This is a genomic window from Pandoraea pneumonica (assembly GCF_902459645.1).
GTDB classification, from domain to species: domain Bacteria; phylum Pseudomonadota; class Gammaproteobacteria; order Burkholderiales; family Burkholderiaceae; genus Pandoraea; species Pandoraea pneumonica.
The window spans coordinates 629112-645617 of the sequence record NZ_CABPSK010000001.1 but is presented as its reverse complement, the minus strand read 5'-3'; the positions used below and the strand labels follow the sequence as shown (position 1 = coordinate 645617).

Annotated in this window: 13 protein-coding genes; 10 read left to right on the top strand and 3 right to left on the bottom strand. The window is 63.5% G+C overall.

The genetic code is table 11. From position 1 onward, the window contains the following. Nucleotides 1–315 precede the first annotated feature (315 nt). The 5 genes from hutU (at nt 316) to hutG (ending at nt 7340) form a co-directional block, all read left to right on the top strand. Entirely contained in the window at nt 316–1995 is a 1680-nt protein-coding gene (hutU, locus tag PPN31114_RS02900) for a urocanate hydratase (protein ID WP_150677982.1), read from the top strand. 8 nt (nt 1996–2003) lie between these two features. After that, on the top strand, nt 2004–3560 hold the full coding sequence (gene hutH, locus PPN31114_RS02895; protein ID WP_246182374.1) for a histidine ammonia-lyase: 1557 nt from the start codon (nt 2004–2006) through the stop codon (nt 3558–3560). Nucleotides 3561–3726: 166 nt separating this feature from the next. Further along, the gene (locus tag PPN31114_RS02890; RefSeq protein ID WP_150677981.1) at nt 3727–5118 is read left to right on the top strand and encodes an amino acid permease; all 1392 of its coding nucleotides are present in this window, start codon (nt 3727–3729) and stop codon (nt 5116–5118) included. Next, a complete protein-coding gene (gene hutI / locus PPN31114_RS02885; RefSeq protein WP_150677980.1) occupies nt 5115–6335 on the top strand; it encodes an imidazolonepropionase in 1221 nt (406 codons plus the stop codon). Before PPN31114_RS02890 ends, hutI begins: the two co-directional genes overlap by 4 nt. 33 nt (nt 6336–6368) lie before the next feature. Then, nucleotides 6369–7340: a formimidoylglutamase gene (gene hutG / locus PPN31114_RS02880; RefSeq protein ID WP_150677979.1), complete on the top strand. Its 972-nt coding sequence runs from the start codon at nt 6369–6371 to the stop codon at nt 7338–7340. A 107-nt stretch (nt 7341–7447) separates the two neighbouring features. Here hutG and PPN31114_RS02875 read toward each other — a convergent pair whose 3' ends face one another. Continuing rightward, on the bottom strand, nt 7448–8926 hold the full coding sequence (locus PPN31114_RS02875) for a helix-turn-helix transcriptional regulator (protein WP_150677978.1): 1479 nt from the start codon (nt 8924–8926) through the stop codon (nt 7448–7450). 442 nt (nt 8927–9368) lie between these two features. Here PPN31114_RS02875 and PPN31114_RS02870 point away from each other — a divergent pair, with 442 nt between their 5' ends. The 5 genes from PPN31114_RS02870 (at nt 9369) to PPN31114_RS02850 (ending at nt 14481) form a co-directional block, all read left to right on the top strand. Next, nucleotides 9369–10331: a LysR family transcriptional regulator gene (locus tag PPN31114_RS02870; protein WP_150677977.1), complete on the top strand. Its 963-nt coding sequence runs from the start codon at nt 9369–9371 to the stop codon at nt 10329–10331. 60 nt (nt 10332–10391) lie between these two features. Then, nucleotides 10392–11396, top strand: coding sequence for an ABC transporter substrate-binding protein (locus tag PPN31114_RS02865; protein ID WP_150677976.1), 1005 nt, complete (start codon nt 10392–10394; stop codon nt 11394–11396). Between the two features lie 83 nt (nt 11397–11479). Beyond that, nucleotides 11480–12247: an ABC transporter permease gene (locus tag PPN31114_RS02860; RefSeq protein WP_174987613.1), complete on the top strand. Its 768-nt coding sequence runs from the start codon at nt 11480–11482 to the stop codon at nt 12245–12247. A 65-nt stretch (nt 12248–12312) separates the two neighbouring features. Beyond that, nucleotides 12313–13080, top strand: coding sequence for an ABC transporter ATP-binding protein (locus tag PPN31114_RS02855; RefSeq protein ID WP_150679115.1), 768 nt, complete (start codon nt 12313–12315; stop codon nt 13078–13080). Between the two features lie 72 nt (nt 13081–13152). Beyond that, complete coding sequence (locus PPN31114_RS02850; protein ID WP_150677974.1) at nt 13153–14481, top strand: NAD(P)/FAD-dependent oxidoreductase; 1329 nt, start codon at nt 13153–13155, stop codon at nt 14479–14481. A gap of 54 nt (nt 14482–14535) precedes the next feature. On the opposite strand, the gene PPN31114_RS02845 is transcribed toward PPN31114_RS02850, so the two are convergent. Both PPN31114_RS02845 and PPN31114_RS02840 read right to left on the bottom strand, forming a co-directional pair. Further along, the gene (locus PPN31114_RS02845; protein WP_150677973.1) at nt 14536–15012 is read right to left on the bottom strand and encodes a DMT family transporter; all 477 of its coding nucleotides are present in this window, start codon (nt 15010–15012) and stop codon (nt 14536–14538) included. A gap of 25 nt (nt 15013–15037) precedes the next feature. Further along, a complete protein-coding gene (locus tag PPN31114_RS02840; RefSeq protein WP_150677972.1) occupies nt 15038–16468 on the bottom strand; it encodes an amidohydrolase family protein in 1431 nt (476 codons plus the stop codon). Between the last annotated feature and the right edge of the window lie 38 nt (nt 16469–16506).

Below are 16506 nucleotides of genomic sequence, written 5' to 3'. Positions count from 1 at the left end.
TGGGTAGCCCCCCCTCGCCCGCCGAGGGGATGTCTTACGTTTCATCGGTCTCATCTCGGAGACTTCGCGAGAACCGGGACTTTGCGCACTGCCTCGACATGGCGGGGCACTGCGTAATTCGCGCAACGGACCGGCTCACCCTTGGCACGCCCCGCACAACGCTGTTTCGTGCGATGGCGTGCCTTTTTTCGTTTGACCTTCCCGCCGTCCCGCTCACGCCGCAGAAGCGCTCAGATTCGTACAAACCCTAATACAGCTTTACCTGTCTATACAATACTGTACAGGCCATTACTTGGTCTGAAAGAAAGGAATGCTGTGAGCCACCCCACCCGATACCGCGATGTGACGATCCGCGCACCGCGCGGCACCCAACTCAATGCCCGCAGCTGGCTGACCGAAGCGCCGCTGCGCATGCTCATGAACAACCTCGACCCGGACGTGGCCGAGAACCCCAATGCGCTCGTGGTCTACGGTGGCATTGGCCGCGCTGCACGCAACTGGGAATGCTTCGACAAGATCGTCGAAACGCTCAAGACCCTCGCCGACGACGAAACGCTGCTGGTGCAATCCGGCAAGCCCGTTGGTGTGTTCAAGACTCACGCCGACGCGCCGCGCGTGCTGATCGCCAACTCCAACCTCGTGCCGCACTGGGCCACGTGGGAACACTTCAACGAACTCGACGCCAAGGGTCTCGCCATGTACGGCCAGATGACCGCTGGCTCGTGGATCTACATTGGCAGCCAAGGCATCGTGCAAGGCACCTACGAGACGTTCGTGGAAGCCGGTCGCCAGCACTACGGCGGCAAGCTCGCGGGCCGTTGGGTGCTGACCGCCGGGCTCGGCGGCATGGGCGGCGCACAGCCGCTGGCCGCCACGCTCGCCGGTGCCTGCTCGCTGAACATCGAGTGCCAGCAAGCCAGCATCGATTTCCGTCTGCGCACGCGCTATGTCGACGAGCAAGCGACAGATCTCGACGATGCGCTGGCCCGCATCGCCAAGTACACGGCGGCGGGTCAGGCCGTGTCCATCGCGCTGTGCGGCAACGCGGCCGAGATTCTGCCGGAACTGGTACGGCGCGGCGTGCGCCCGGACATGGTCACCGACCAGACGAGCGCGCACGATCCGCTCAACGGCTATCTGCCTATCGGCTGGACGTGGGACGAGTACCGCGAGCGCGCCCGCAGCAAACCCGCCGAAGTCGTGAAGGCCGCCAAGCAATCGATGGCCGTTCACGTCAAAGCCATGCTGGATTTCAAGGCGATGGGCGTGCCGACGTTCGACTACGGCAACAACATCCGCCAAATGGCGATGGAAGAAGGTGTCGAGAACGCGTTCGACTTCCCCGGCTTCGTGCCCGCTTACATCCGCCCGCTCTTCTGCCGTGGCGTTGGCCCGTTCCGCTGGGCAGCGCTCTCCGGCGACCCGGAAGATATCTACAAGACCGACGCGAAGGTCAAGGAACTGATCCCCGACGACGCGCATCTGCATCGCTGGCTCGACATGGCCCGCGAGCGCATCAGCTTCCAAGGGCTGCCCGCCCGTATCTGCTGGGTCGGCCTCGGCCTTCGCGCCAAGCTCGGCCTCGCGTTCAACGAAATGGTGCGCTCGGGCGAGCTCTCGGCACCGGTCGTGATCGGCCGCGATCACCTCGATTCCGGTTCGGTCGCCAGCCCCAACCGCGAGACGGAAGCCATGCGCGACGGCTCGGACGCTGTGTCCGACTGGCCGCTGCTCAACGCCCTGCTCAATACCGCCAGCGGCGCGACATGGGTGTCGCTGCACCACGGCGGCGGTGTCGGCATGGGCTTCTCGCAACACTCGGGCGTCGTGATCGTCTGCGACGGCACCGATGCCGCCGCTGCCCGTATCGCCCGCGTACTGAACAACGATCCGGCGACCGGCGTGATGCGCCACGCCGACGCCGGCTACGACATCGCCATCGACTGCGCCCGTGAACACGGCCTGAACCTGCCGATGCTGAACACCTCGAAGTGAATCTCACCATGACGAATCAACACAACGCCCCCATGAATTCCCTGTTCGTCACGCCCGGCACGCTCACGCTGGCCCAGTTGCGCGCGGTTTATGAACAACCGACGAAGGTCAAACTCGACGAAGCGGCCTATGCCGACATCGATCAAAGCGTCGCTTGCGTCGAAGCCATCGTTGCCGAAGGCCGCACGGCTTACGGCATCAACACGGGCTTCGGGCTGCTCGCTTCAACGCGTATCGCTCACGACGATCTGGAAAACCTGCAACGCTCGCTGGTGCTCTCGCACGCCGCCGGTGTGGGCCAACCGATCGACGACGCGCTGGTGCGCCTGATCATGGTGCTCAAGATCAACAGCCTGGCGCGCGGCCTGTCGGGCATTCGCCGCAAGGTGATCGACGCGCTGGTCACGCTGGTCAACGCTGAGGTTTATCCGCGCATCCCGCTCAAGGGCTCGGTCGGCGCATCGGGCGATCTGGCGCCGCTCGCGCATATGTCGCTGTTGCTGCTGGGTGAAGGTCACGCCCGTTATCGCGGTCAGTGGCTCGACGCTCGCGAAGCGCTTGCCGTCGCCGGGCTCGAACCGCTCACGCTCGCCGCCAAGGAAGGGCTGGCACTGCTTAACGGCACGCAAGTCTCGACGGCCTACGCACTTCGCGGTCTGTTCGAAGCCGAAGACCTGTACGCCGCCGCCAGCGTTTGCGGCGCGCTGACCGTCGAAGCCATGCTCGGCTCGCGTGCGCCGTTCGATCCGCGCATTCACGCCGCGCGCGGCCAGCGCGGCCAGATCGACGCCGCCGCGACGTATCGCCATCTGCTTGGTGAGACCAGCGAAGTCGGCCAGTCGCACGCCAACTGCGAGAAGGTGCAAGATCCGTATTCGCTGCGCTGCCAGCCGCAGGTCATGGGCGCTTGCCTGACGCAGATTCGTCAAGCCGCCGAGGTGCTGGGTGTCGAAGCCAACGCGGTGTCGGACAACCCGCTGGTGTTCTGGGAACAGGGCGACGTCATCTCCGGCGGCAATTTCCACGCCGAACCGGTGGCGATGGCCGCCGACAATCTGGCGTTGGCATTGGCGGAAATCGGCGCGTTGAGCGAACGCCGCATTTCGCTGATGATGGACAAACATATGTCACAATTGCCGGCATTTCTCGTCGCCAACGGCGGCGTCAACTCCGGTTTCATGATCGCGCAGGTCACGGCCGCCGCCCTCGCCTCCGACAACAAGGCCTTGGCACATCCGGCCAGCGTTGATAGTCTCCCGACCTCGGCAAATCAGGAAGATCACGTCTCGATGGCCCCCAACGCCGGGAAGCGGCTCTGGGAGATGGCCGATAACGTCAAGGGTATCGTCGCGATCGAATGGCTCAGCGCCTGTCAGGGCCTGGACTTCCGCGAAGGCGTGAAGAGCACCCCGGTGCTGGAGCGCGCCCGTGCCCTGTTGCGCAGCGCCGTCCCGTTCTACGATAAGGACCGCTATTTCGCACCGGACATCGAAGGCGCCAGCGCATTGATCGCGCAGCGCCAACTGAGCGCCCTCGTGCCGTCCGGCACCCTGCCGAGCGTTTGATTCGCGTTTGATTCGTGCCCTGCCGGTGCGAAGCGAACGCCGATTCGCGCACCGGCAACCCGGCTGATCGTGAGACCGCCTGTCCGCTTGGGCAGGCCATTTCATTACGCAATTTGCGCGGTAGTTCGCGCATCGAGTTACGCATATTCCGCATTCAGGAGACAGCTTGAAAAACCTGCAACGCAATCTGAGCGCGCGGCACATCCGCTTTCTGGCGCTCGGCTCGGCCATTGGCACCGGTCTCTTCTATGGTTCGGCGTCGGCCATTCAACTGGCCGGTCCGGCCGTCATCCTCGCTTACATCATCGGTGGCGCCGCTGTTTACATGGTCATGCGCGCGCTCGGTGAAATGGTGGTGCGCCAACCCGTGTCGGGCTCGTTCGGCCGCTACGCCCGCGACAACCTCGGCCCGCTCGCCGGCTTTCTCACCGGCTGGACGTACATCCTCGAGATGGTCATCGTCTGTCTGGCCGACGTGACCGCCTTCGGCATCTATATGGGTTTCTGGTTTCCCGATGTTCCGCAGTGGATCTGGGTGCTCGGCATCGTCATGCTGATCGCCGGCCTGAATCTGTGCAACGTGAAGGTCTACGGCGAGATGGAGTTCTGGCTGGCACTCGTGAAGATCGTTGCCATCGTGGCCATGATCGTCGGCGGCGGCGTGATCCTCTTCACGGGCATGCAGTTACATAGCGAGCATGCACCGGCTGTGAGCAACCTCTGGTCGCATGGCGGTTTCCTGCCGAATGGCTGGGGCGGTTTGATGGCGTCGCTGGCGGTGGTGATGTTCGCTTATGGCGGCATTGAAATCATCGGCATTACCGGTGGCGAAGCGAAGAACCCGGAGAAGGTGATTCCGCGTGCGATCAACGCCGTGCCGCTGCGAATCTTGCTGTTCTACGTGCTGACGATGTGTGTGCTGATGGCCATCTTCCCGTGGACCGGCATCGGCAGCCAAGGCAGTCCGTTCGTGCAGATTTTCTCGGGCCTCGGCATCAAGTCGGCGGCAGCCATCCTCAACGTCATCGTGATTTCGGCAGCCATCTCGGCGATCAACAGCAACATCTTCGGCGCTGGCCGGATGATGTTCGGTATGGCGGAACACGGTCAGGCACCCGCCGCCTTTTCCGCAACGTCGCGTCACGGCGTGCCTTGGGTGACGGTGCTGGTGATGACGGCCGCCCTGCTCGGCGGCGTGGTGCTCAACTACCTGATTCCCGAAGGCGTGTTCCTGATCATTGCGTCGATCGCCACGTTCGCCACGGTTTGGGTCTGGCTGATGATTCTGCTCTCGCAGGTCGCCATGCGCCGTCGCTTGTCGGCTGACGAAGTCGCAGCGCTCAAGTTCAAAGTGCCGTTGTGGCCGGTGGGTCCGGCACTCGCCATCGCGTTCATGTTGTTCGTGATCGGCGTACTCGGCTATATGGAAGACACGCGTGTCGCCCTGTATGTCGGCGCGGGCTGGATCGCGCTGATGTCGGCGGCGTATTGCTTCGGCGTCAAACCCAAGGCGTTGCGCGAAATGCGCGACGACGCAAGCCAAACGAGCCTCTCATGAAACGTATCCACTGGAAGCACTGCCATGTCGCCACCATGCGCGACGGCCGCTACCACGCGATCGAAGACGCCGAGATCGTCACGCTCGGCAAGCACATCGAATGGGTCGGGCCGCGCAGCGAGCGGCCGGTCACAGCGGCAGACGAGTGCGTCGATTTGCAAGGCGCGTGGGTCACGCCCGGGCTGATCGACTGCCACACGCATCTGGTCTTCGGCGGCAATCGCAGTCTTGAATTCGAACAACGTCTGCAAGGCGTGAGCTACGCCGAAATCTCGGCGGCAGGCGGCGGCATCAAATACACCGTGCGGCACACGCGCGACGCCACCGAAGACGCCCTCTTCGAGTCGGCCCGCAAGCGGCTTCTCACGCTCATGCGCGATGGCGTGACGACCGTCGAAATCAAATCCGGCTACGGGCTCGATCTGAACAGCGAGCGCAAGATGCTGCGCGTGGCGCGGCGTCTTGGCGAAGCGCTGCCGGTGACGGTCAAGACGACGTGTCTAGCCGCGCATGCCGTGCCTTCCGAGTTCGCGGGCAAAGCCGACGAGTATGTGAACTACGTCTGCTCGGAGATTTTGCCCACGCTCGCCGAAGAGCGTCTGGTCGATGCGGTCGATGCGTTCTGCGAGACGATTGCGTTCTCGCCCGCCCAGGTCATGCGCGTGCTGCTGCGGGCGCAGAAGCTCAAGCTGCCGGTGAAGTTGCACGCCGAACAACTGTCGCCACTGGGCGGTGCCAGCCTCGCCGCAGAACTGGGCGCGTTGTCGGCGGACCATCTGGAATACATGACGGCAGAAGACGCCGCAGCCATGGGCCGCGCAGGCACGGTGGCGGTGCTGTTGCCGGGGGCATTCCACATGCTTCAAGAGTCGCGCCGCCCGCCGGTGGATCTGCTGCGCCGCTACGGTGTGGATATTGCCGTGGCGTCCGACTTGAACCCGGGTACTTCTCCTGCCCTGTCGCTGCGGTTGATGATGAACATGGCTTGCACCTTGTTCGGTCTGACGCCGGAAGAAGCGCTGGCAGGGGTGACACGCAATGCCGCCAAAGCACTCGGCATGCTCGACACCCACGGCACGATCGAAGCGGGCAAGACCGCCGATTTCGTCGCGTGGGAGATTGAACGGCCTGCCGAACTGGCTTACTGGCTCGGCGGCGAGTTGCCTTGCCGCACCATTCGCCACGGGCAATGGCGCGACGCGCCCGTCGTCGCATAACGCCGCATAACTCCTTCACTGCACCCGCTCCCCATGTCCACTTCAGCGACAGCCCTAAAAGCGCCAACGGCCCTGCCGACCGTCTGGCAAGGCCGCACCGACGCGAACGAGCGCGGCGACACGCGACGGCTTTTCAACGTCGTGCAAGTGCTCGACGGCCCGACACACGCGGCGGCTTCCGGTGCGCCGGTTCTGCTGGGCTTCGCCTGCGATGCCGGTGTGAAACGTAATCAGGGGCGTGTGGGCGCTGCCGAAGGGCCGCAGGCCATTCGTCGCGCGCTTGCGAACCTGCCCGCTCACGACATCGCCCCGCTCTACGATGCCGGTGACGTAACCTGCGAAGACGACGCGCTCGAAGCCGCGCAAGCGGCGCTCGCCGCCGCAGTCCAGCGTCAATTGGATGCGGGCGCACACCCGGTCGTGCTCGGCGGCGGTCATGAAATTGCGTGGGGAACGTGGCAAGGCCTGCGCGCGCACCTCGACGCCCAAAACGACCGCGAGCGTGTGTTGATTCTCAACCTCGACGCCCACTTCGATTTGCGAACTGCTCGGCCCGGCACGTCGGGCACGCCGTTCGATCAGATTGCGCAAGCCAGCGAGCAAGCGGGGTTGCGCTTCGATTACGCGTGTCTCGGCGTCAGCCGGTTGAGCAACACCGCATCGCTTTTCGAGCGCGCCCGCGAGTTGGGCGTGACGTACATCGAAGACACCGACATGCAGGACAGGCATCTCGATGCCCGCCTCGCCCAAATCGATGCGTTGATGGCCGACGTCGCGCACGTCTACCTCACCATCGATCTGGACGTGCTGCCCGCACCGGTCATGCCGGGCGTGTCGGCACCGGCGGCTTATGGGGTGCCCATCACGGTGATCGAGGCCATTGCCACGCACGTGCGCCGCTCCGGCAAACTGCGCGTGGCCGACCTTGCGGAATACAACCCGCACTTTGATGTACAAGGTTTGGGCGCGCGAGTGGCTGCGCGGCTCGCCTACCGTCTGCTGTAAAGCAAAACGCCGGGGTGGCCATGCGTTGTGCAACCCCGGCGCTCCCTACCGAATCTCGGCGCAAGCCGTGTCATCGCAGAACGTCTCAGGCGCTTATCAGGCGCTTATCAAGCGTTAATCGTCTCCGACGGCGATTCGTCGAAGGCTTTGCGATAGCTTTTCACCAATGCCGAGCGGCTGGTCACCCCCCAGCGGTTCGCCGTGCCGAGCACCGACCCGGTCACCCGGCCGTCGTCCATCAACTCGCTTCGAATGCCTTCCAAACGGAGCTTGCGAATTAGCGCACCCGGCGACATCCCCAGCGAGCGCTTGAACACCATTTGCAACGCGCGCTCCGTCACATTGACTTGGGCCGCGACCTCACGGGTGGTCAGTTCGCTGCGCCCAAGGTGCTCGATGATGTAGCGATACGCTTTGCGATACTTGGCAGGCAGGCGTGTGGCGATATCGTCGCTGCGTGCCATGTGCGCCGCATCCGCCTGCGGATCGACGCTGCGCGTGGGGACGATTTGCGAGCGAAGGCAGAACAATGCCTGCAATGAATAGCGTGTGTAGAGAGACAGGCCTTGTTGAACCTGTCCCCGTTGAAAGGCCAGCTTCGCGCTTACATAGAGCCACTCGAGATCGGAATGCCGCGCGGCATGATGCACGTCGCGTGCCGCGATGTCGTCGAACAGCCGGGCCGCGAGGTCGCCTTGTCCGCCAGCAAACGCAGCGAGGACGGCATTGAGCCGTAGGTGCATCAATACCTGCGGGCTAGCGCACGAACGCAGTGCGTCGAACAAATCGGTCAAGGCGCCCGCGTTAGCCCGCGCGCCCTTCGACAATTCCACCAGATGCCGCATGTAAGCCCGATAACGGCGAACCAACAACCCGTCGGCCGCCGGAGCCTCGTCCGCAGACGAGAGTCGATTGCCGAAGACATCGAGACCGTCGGTCGCCTCCAACTGACTCGGCACACCGGGCGCGGATTCTGCACTTAGCCAAGCGGACTGCCAGAACACGTGATCGGCCAACGCCGACGAGCGGCGAATTTGCGTATGCAGCGCGATATCCGAGAGCAGTAGCGTGACGATGCTAGGCCAGATCGGCGGCACGTCCGCTGCCGAGCGGTCAATCTGCAACAACACTTGCATCGCCGCGTGGGGACGCCCCAGCCGATGATCAACGATCGCCAACCCGATGCGCGCCTCGATCGCTTGGGCAGCGTCGGCGGCGCGGTCGCGAATGATGTCGATAAAGCAGTTTCGTGCGACGGCCATCCGCTCACGCACTAATGCCTGCCAACCCGCATTGCGCGCGGACATCAGCCGAAGCGCATCGCCACCTGCTCGGCAACTGCGTTGCGCGCGTGCATAACTCTGCTCGGCTTCCTCTTCGAGTTCACGCAGTAGCTGAACATCGGCCAAAGCGCAGAGATGCGCCCCTTGGGTGTCTTGCCAGTGCTTTTCGTTTTGATCGGCAGGGCCACAAGCCGCCGTATAGGCACGCGGCCAGTCGCCCGCGAGTAGCGCTTCGGCACAGCGTGGCAGGGTGTGATGGGTGCGTGCACTGACGATCAATGCGAAGTAGATCCGTGCGTTCATGAAGTTCGCGGGGCGAAAAGAAGTCGGTGAGAGTGAGTCCGGTCGAATTATTCCTACGGGCGTGAATCGGAAAAAAATAGATTGATTCAACCCCCGCCCTCACGAGATTCATCTGCACCGCGGAGCCAGCACCCGCCTGGCGCTCCCATTGCACGGGACCGTCGCGCTGTCGGCGTTTCGCCACACATCTCTCGACAATCGAGAGAAATTTGCCCGAACGCCTGTCGCAACCGACTTTCGGCATCGTCCCCCGCTCGATCCGCAGTTTCCCCTACGCCGTTTCTCACGCCCTAATACAAAGTATTAGTTTTACTTAATTTGTTTTCGTTTTAGCCGCCCCAATCCCTACAATCCACACAAATTCTTATATCGATGCATCGCTGCGCACCGGAAAGCGCCCACTCGCGCTTCCGGCACGCACCACCCGACCGGAGACAGGCCGATGAAAAAGCGAGCAGACCTCGACGTCAGATCGTTGCGCATTTTTGAGGCCGTCGCGTCGGCGGGCAGCCTCTCGGGCGCCGCCAGCACACTGGGCGTCACGCAATCGGCCATCTCACAAGCGATCGCCCAGATCGAACAAACCGTCGGCACGCGAGTGCTCGACCGCTCGCGCCGCCCGCTCAAGCTCACGCCCGCCGGGTTAGCACTCTCCCGTCACGCGCGACAGATCGTCGACGACATGGACCGGCTGATCGCACAAGTGCAAGACGCCGATGTCGCGAGCCGTGCCGCGGTGCGCGTGGGGATGATCGATTCGTTTGCCGCCACGGTCGGCCCGTCGATCGTGCGGCAGATGTCGGGCAGCACGAGCGAACTGCTGCTTTGGTCGGGGCTCGCCAATGGCCACGCGCAAGCGCTGCTCGCCCGCCAACTCGATCTCATCGTCACCAGCGACCCCATGCACGACATGGAACGGCTGGTGCGCCGCCCGATTTTCACGGAGCCGTTCATCGTCGTGGTGCCCAAGGCGCGCGAGGCTGAACTCGCGCAAGCCGATCTGACCGACCTGATTCGCACCTTGCCGCTCATCCGATTCTCGGGACGCTCGCACTTCGGCGCGGTCATCGAGCGCCATCTGCGCCGCACGGGCCATTCACCGCGCATGCATCTGGAAATCGACACCTCAGACGTGGTGATGTCGATGGTCGCGGCCGATCTGGGCTTCACCATCGCCACGCCGCTCTGTCTGTTGCAGGGGCGTGCTTCGTTGTCGCAAGTGGCTGCCCTGCCGCTCCCCGGCCCTGCGCTCTCACGCACGATTTATCAGGTCTCGCGCGAAGGCGAAGTCTCGGAGATGGCCTCGCAGTGCTTTCTCGCCGGGCGGCTTGCGCTGGCGCAAGAGGCATTTCCCGAGTTGCACCGCCTCATGCCTTGGCTGGGCGAGCGACTCGCTTTGTGCTGAAGCGCGCTTCTCGATGCCTGACATCCGCCGCAAAAAACATATATCCAACAGGAGACACGCATGAACCCGTCACGACGCAAATTCCTTCACACCAGCGCCGCCATGTCGGCCGTTGCCGCGACCGCTGGCCTGAGCGTGCCCGGTATCGGCCGCGCTGCCGATGCGGCCACCGTGCAGTACGGCGGTTCGGCATGGCTGGGGCACTACCCCGCCTATCTCGCGATGAAGTCGGGCGCGCTCGCCGCGGCTGGCATCGACCAGCAATGGCAATCGTTCGGCACGTCGTCGGCGCGCATGAGCGCAGTGCTCTCCGGCGGCATCGACATCGCTTGCACGGGCATCGTCTCGGCACTGGCGTTGATGGCGCGCGGCTCGAAGCACTTTTCGATCGTGGCGGTGCCGGAGAGCTTCGGCCGGGTCGAAGGGCTGTTCGTGCGTGAGGGCGTGAATTCGCTGCAAGACCTCAAGGGCAAGAAGTTGGGGGTGACGTTCGCATCGAGCGCGCACTTGCTCGTGCTCGACCTGCTGGGCAATGCCGGTTTGTCGAACGACGTGACGGTGCTCAACGTGCCCGCGCCGGAAATTCCTGGCGCCATCCAGTCGGGCCAAATCGACGCGGCTGCCGCCTGGACGCCGCAGTTCAACCGCGTTCGCGCGATGTCGGGCATGAAGCTGCTCGCCGACGACACGCAGTTCTCGCTCTACAAGCGCTACAACGTCACGCCGGGTCCGGACGTGCTGATCGTGCGCAATGCCTGGGCCGAGAAGAACGGCGACGTGGTGCGCAAGTACCTCAAGGTCTACTTCGACGCGTGCCAGACGTTGCACGATAAACCCGATGAAGCCGCCCGCTCGCTCATCGGCTTGACCGGCATGTCGGCCCTCGACCAGATCGAGACGATCAAGGGCGCGGAGTGGTACAGCCTCGCGCAGCAAACGCAGTTGCTCAAATCGCCGGGCAACTATGTCGATGGCCTTCAGCGGCTGGCCGAAATGCTCGTGACGTACAAGCAGATCGACAAGGCCCCGGCTGTTCGCCAGTGGATCAACACGTCGTATCTGTAAGCCCTGCGGCATTGCCGTCGCGCCGGTGTCCATAGCCGCACAAAGTTCTGCATGGGACCGGCGCAAGATCGAGGAGTCTGATTGTGAATCATCGTCAACCGTCTCGCGCCAAGTTGCTTGGCGTGGGGTTCGCGTCCATCGTCGTCTTCCTGCTCGCATGGGAAGCCGCCTGTCGTACCGGGGCCATCGACCCCCTGTTCCTGCCGCCCCCGTCGGCCGTGGGCGAGCGCATTCTGGCCATGCTCAGCGACGGCACGCTTGTCGCCAACGTACTGGCTTCCACGCGCCGTGTGATGACCGGCTTCATCGCGGCCACCATTGTTGCCATTCCGCTTGGCATCATCTTGGGCACGTCGACTTATGCCCGTGCGGCGTTCGACCCCATCTTGTCGTTTCTGCGCCCCTTGCCGTCGATGAGCTGGATTCCGCTCTCGTTGCTGTGGTTCGGTATTTCGGAGACGCAGAAGTACAGCATCGTGTTCATGGGCACCTTCGCCCCGGCGCTCGTTTATGTGATCGAGGCCACACGCAACGTCGATCCGCTGCTCATTCGCGCCGCCAAGAATCTGGGGGCGAGCAACTGGCAAGTCATGCGCGAAGTGATTCTGCCCGCCAGCCTGCCGCAGATTCTCTCGGGGATGAAGATCATTCTCGGCCTGTCGTGGACGTGTGTGATCTCCGCCGAACTGGTGGCAGCGCGCGAAGGTCTGGGCTTTCTCATCATGAACGGCAAGGAGTTCTTCCAGACGGAAGTTGTCGTGCTGGGCATGGTGATGATCAGCGTCACCGTGTTGGTGACGGACGTGGTGTTTCGCGCCATCGAGCGCAAAGTGTTGAGGTGGCAGGCATGAACGATCGCATCGATTCGCAAGTTTCCGCGACCCACGCGTCGCCCGCCAACGGCAAAGGGGAAACGATGATTGCCATCGAAGGCATCTCGAAGCGCTATGGCGACTTTCAGGCGCTGGAGCGTGTCGACATGAACATCGCACGCGGCGAGTTCGTGGTGTTGCTCGGGGCCTCGGGCTGCGGCAAATCGACCCTGCTCAACCTGATTACCGGCTTCGACGAACCGACCACCGGGCGCATCGTGGTCGCGGGCCGCGAGGTCAAGGGGATCGATCCGCACTGCGGCATGGTCTTCCAGCAATACGCCTTGTTCCCATGGCTCAGCGTGCTCGATAACGTGGCGTTCGGTCTGAAGATGAAGGGCCTCGACAAGGCCACGCGCTACGCGACGGCGCGCCGCTATATCGAGATGGTCGGCCTGACGGGTTTCGAAGATCGCTACCCCAAGGCGCTCTCGGGCGGTATGCGTCAACGGGTATCGATTGCGCGCGTGCTGGCCAACGACCCCGACGTCATTCTGCTCGACGAGCCGTTTGCCGCCCTCGACGCGATGACACGACAGGTGTTGCAGGAAGAGCTCTTGCAGATTTATCAGAAGAGCGGCAAGACCATCGTGTTCATCACGCACTCTATCGACGAGGCGCTGATGCTCTCGACGCGCATGGTCATCATGAGCGCGCGCCCCGGGCGCGTGGCGTGCGATCTGCCGAACGATCTGCCGATGCCGCGCAACGCCCAAGTGCAGCTATCGCCCCGTTACAACGAACTCAAATCGCAAATCTGGAACACCGTGCAAACGGAGGTCATGCGCAGTCTGGAGAGTCGCGCCGCGTAAGTCGCGCACGCTCCTTACCGGCTAACCCGGTCTGCCGCGAGAATTCCTATGCACGTCAGCACACGTATCGTTATGTCTAATCAAGTCAACGCCTCTCGCGCGGCTCGCAGCCGTTATCCCGCCTATCAGGCCGGGGCAGGATGGAACGCCCTGCTTCCTGCCCGAGTGCCGCGCACCCAGCCGCCCATTGCGCGCAGTTTCGACGTCATCGTGATCGGTGCCGGTTTCACCGGATTGGCGGCGGCGCGGCGCGTGGCCGAATTGCGCCCCGAAGCCAGCGTGCTGGTGATCGATGCCACTACGGCGGGCAATGGCTCCTCGGGGCGCAACTCAGGCTTTCTCATCAACCTGCCGCATAACACGGGCATGGGCGGTCACGGCAGCCCAGTGGAGGTGGCGCGCAAGCAGATCCGGCTCTATGACATCGGGTTGAAGTGGCTGCACGAGCTCGTCACCACGCACGGTATCGATTGCGGCTGGAACCCCGTGGGTAAGTACCACGCGGCCGCTACCCCCGACGGCGAACAGCGTCTGCGCGACACGCTCGCGCAGTATCGCGAGTGGGGCGTGTCGTTTCGCGAACTGTCGCGCGATGCGCTGCAAAGTGAGATCGGCACTGACTACTACGGCTACGGATATCACTCGGATAACAACGTTTTCGTGCAACCGGCGGCGTTGGTGCGAGGTCTGGCGGACAGTCTGCCGACGAACGTGCGCCTCTGGGAAAACGAGCCCGTCGTATCGTTGGAAGGCAATGGGCCGTTCAAGGTGACGACGGCCACGGCGGAGTTGAGTGCCGGGCAGGTGATCGTGGCCAACAACGGTTTCGCTCGCAAACTGGGGCTCGCGCGCGACCGCGTCTTCACCATCTATACCTATGCGGCGATGACGCCCGCCCTCGCCTCCGACGAACTGGCCAAACTCGGCCCGGCGCAAGAATGGGGCGTGATTCCGGCGAACCGTCTGGGCACGACGCTGCGCAAGACCCTCGGCGGCCGCTTCGTCGTGCGCAGCGCCTATTCGTATGAGAAAGAGCGCCCGATGGCCGACATCACCGCGATGCTCACCGATGCCTATCGCCGACGTTATCCGCAGATGGCATCGCACAAGTTCGAGCATGTGTGGGGGGGCGTCACGGCCCTTACCCGCAACGGCGCGCTGTACTTCGGCGAGGTGCGCAAAGGGCTGTACACGTCGCTCGGTTGCAATGGCGCGGGCGTGCTCAAGGGCAGCATGTTCGGCAAGCTGCTCGGTGAAATGGCTTGCGGACATCAATCGCCGGAGCTTGCCGACGCGCTTGGCTTCGAGCGCCCCTCCTGGCTGCCGCCTGAACCGATCCGGCGTGTGGCGATCGTTTCAGCGATTCAGTATCAGAAGCACCGGGCGGGGTTGGAGCGCTAAGCGAGCATAGGCGAAAGGCGGTTGTCAGACAGGGACGACAGCCTTTCGCCCCTGTCATGACTTACCCAACGCCTTCACCAACGTGTTACCAAAGAGCGTGAGCGACACGCCGCACAGCATCACCGCCGCCCCGGCGAGTTTGATCGCCGACACCTGACGCGTGACGACACCCACCAGCCCGAAGTGATCGATAGCAAGCGACGACAGCAGTTGCCCGGCAATCACGAGCGCCAGCATGTTCGCCAGCCCGATACGCGGCGCGAGCAATACCGTGCAGAAGATCGCACCCGCGCCCAACAGCCCACCGGCGAAACGCCACACCGGCTGCGCCGGCACACTCGCGATGGCCGCCGCCAAGCCGCCCTTCCCGATAGCGATTGCGGCCAGTGCAACGGTGCCGATGGCAAACGAGACAAGTCCCGCCGCCACCACGTTGCCACCCAGTCCGCCCGCCAACTGACTGTTGACGGCAGCCTGCACCGAAATCGCAGAACCGGCGGCAAACGCCAGCGCAAACAGAATGAAGTTCATGGTCATGGCCTCGTTCGGCGGACGCTCACGCTTGCGCCAGTTGGGGCGGCGCATCGGCGAAGAGGTCCGGCGCGTAGCCCACGCGCGCGAACAAGTGTGTGCGCGAGGCTTCCGTTGCCTGCTTAAGTGCGCCCATGTCTAGGCCGAGCAACTTGCCACCAGACTTCCGAATCCGCCCGCCGACGATGACCGTGTCGACATTGCTACGCTCCGCCGCGTGGACGATGGTGCCGATGGCGTTGTTCGACGGATAGAGATTGATGTCGTCGGCGCGAATCAGCACGATATCGGCTTGTTTGCCGGGGCTGAGCGAACCGGTCACGTTAGACAGTCCGGCGACGCGGGCACCATCGATGGTGGCCGACGCGAGAATGCTGCGCACCGACACGGGGGCCGGTGCCGCCACATCGCCGTGGTACCGGCGATGCTGCGCGAAGCCGCGTTGCATGACGTACGCCGCGCGCATTTCAGCGAACATATCGCCGCCGTAAGACGCTTCGACATCGATGCTAATGGCAGGCGCGATGCCGTGATCGACGGCGCGCTGGAAGACCGTCAACCCTTCCTCCAGGCCGTACTGCGCATCGGAGCGCGGGCAAACGTTTACGCTCACGCCGGTGTCTCTCAGAATCTCCCACTGCGCGTCGGTCAGGCCCGTGCAGTGATTGAAGATGTTGTCCGGCCCGAGCAGGCCGTCGGCTTTCAGTTCAGGCAACAACTTACCCATGTCCGCACCGAGAAACTCCGTGACGATGCGCAAGCCCAGGCGGCGCGCCTCCGCCCACGTCTCGCGATCCCATTGCGACATCATCGCCATCGTCACCAGCGCGTCGTCGTTCTCCTCGAACCGCTCTTGCTTGAGCCGCGCCAGATCCTGCGGCCAGTGCTGCGCCCATTCACCCGCCAGCGGTTTGCCGGGCGCATAGACCGCGCGAAGTCCTGCGTCTTGCAGCGCGTCGATGGACGCATCCGAGTGCGCCGGACTGCGCGCGTTATGCGAGTTGTCGACCAGCGTCGTGACGCCCGCGTCGAGCGCACCGAGCGCTGTCAGCAAGTTGCCGACGTACATGTCTTCCGGGCGGTAGTGCGTCGCCACGGAAAAATGGGTCGAGCGTAGATAGTCGAGCAGCGTCGGGGAGTTCGGATCGAGGCGGCGCAGTTGGCCTTCCCAAGCGTGGCGATGGGAATCGACGAAGCCCGGCATCGCGATCATGTTCGACGCGTCGATGACTTCGGCACCGTCCACCAAGTCAGCACTCAAATCGGGCCCGATGGCGGCAATACGGCTGCCTTCGATCAACAGATCGCCGCGCGCCAGATCGCCCACCGTGGGGTCCATGCTGACGACGGCGGCGCCCTTGATAAGCAAGCGTTGATGGCTAGGCACCGGCGCAAGCGGTGCCACGATTTGACGCAGGCTGTCCCACGACGTCGAAGGGTACAAATTGGCTGACATTATGCTTCCTGATCGAATAATCGGCGGGACAGCGATGT

Coding starts and splice junctions, on each gene's coding strand:
- PPN31114_RS02855 (WP_150679115.1), top strand. CDS start 12,313: ATGATTGCCATCGAAGGCATCTCGAAGCGCTATGGCGACTTTCAGGCG.
- PPN31114_RS02875 (WP_150677978.1), bottom strand. CDS start 8,926: ATGAACGCACGGATCTACTTCGCATTGATCGTCAGTGCACGCACCCAT.
- hutI (WP_150677980.1), top strand. CDS start 5,115: ATGAAACGTATCCACTGGAAGCACTGCCATGTCGCCACCATGCGCGAC.
- PPN31114_RS02870 (WP_150677977.1), top strand. CDS start 9,369: ATGAAAAAGCGAGCAGACCTCGACGTCAGATCGTTGCGCATTTTTGAG.
- PPN31114_RS02840 (WP_150677972.1), bottom strand. CDS start 16,468: ATGTCAGCCAATTTGTACCCTTCGACGTCGTGGGACAGCCTGCGTCAA.
- PPN31114_RS02865 (WP_150677976.1), top strand. CDS start 10,392: ATGAACCCGTCACGACGCAAATTCCTTCACACCAGCGCCGCCATGTCG.
- PPN31114_RS02850 (WP_150677974.1), top strand. CDS start 13,153: ATGTCTAATCAAGTCAACGCCTCTCGCGCGGCTCGCAGCCGTTATCCC.
- hutH (WP_246182374.1), top strand. CDS start 2,004: ATGACGAATCAACACAACGCCCCCATGAATTCCCTGTTCGTCACGCCC.
- PPN31114_RS02845 (WP_150677973.1), bottom strand. CDS start 15,012: ATGAACTTCATTCTGTTTGCGCTGGCGTTTGCCGCCGGTTCTGCGATT.
- hutG (WP_150677979.1), top strand. CDS start 6,369: ATGTCCACTTCAGCGACAGCCCTAAAAGCGCCAACGGCCCTGCCGACC.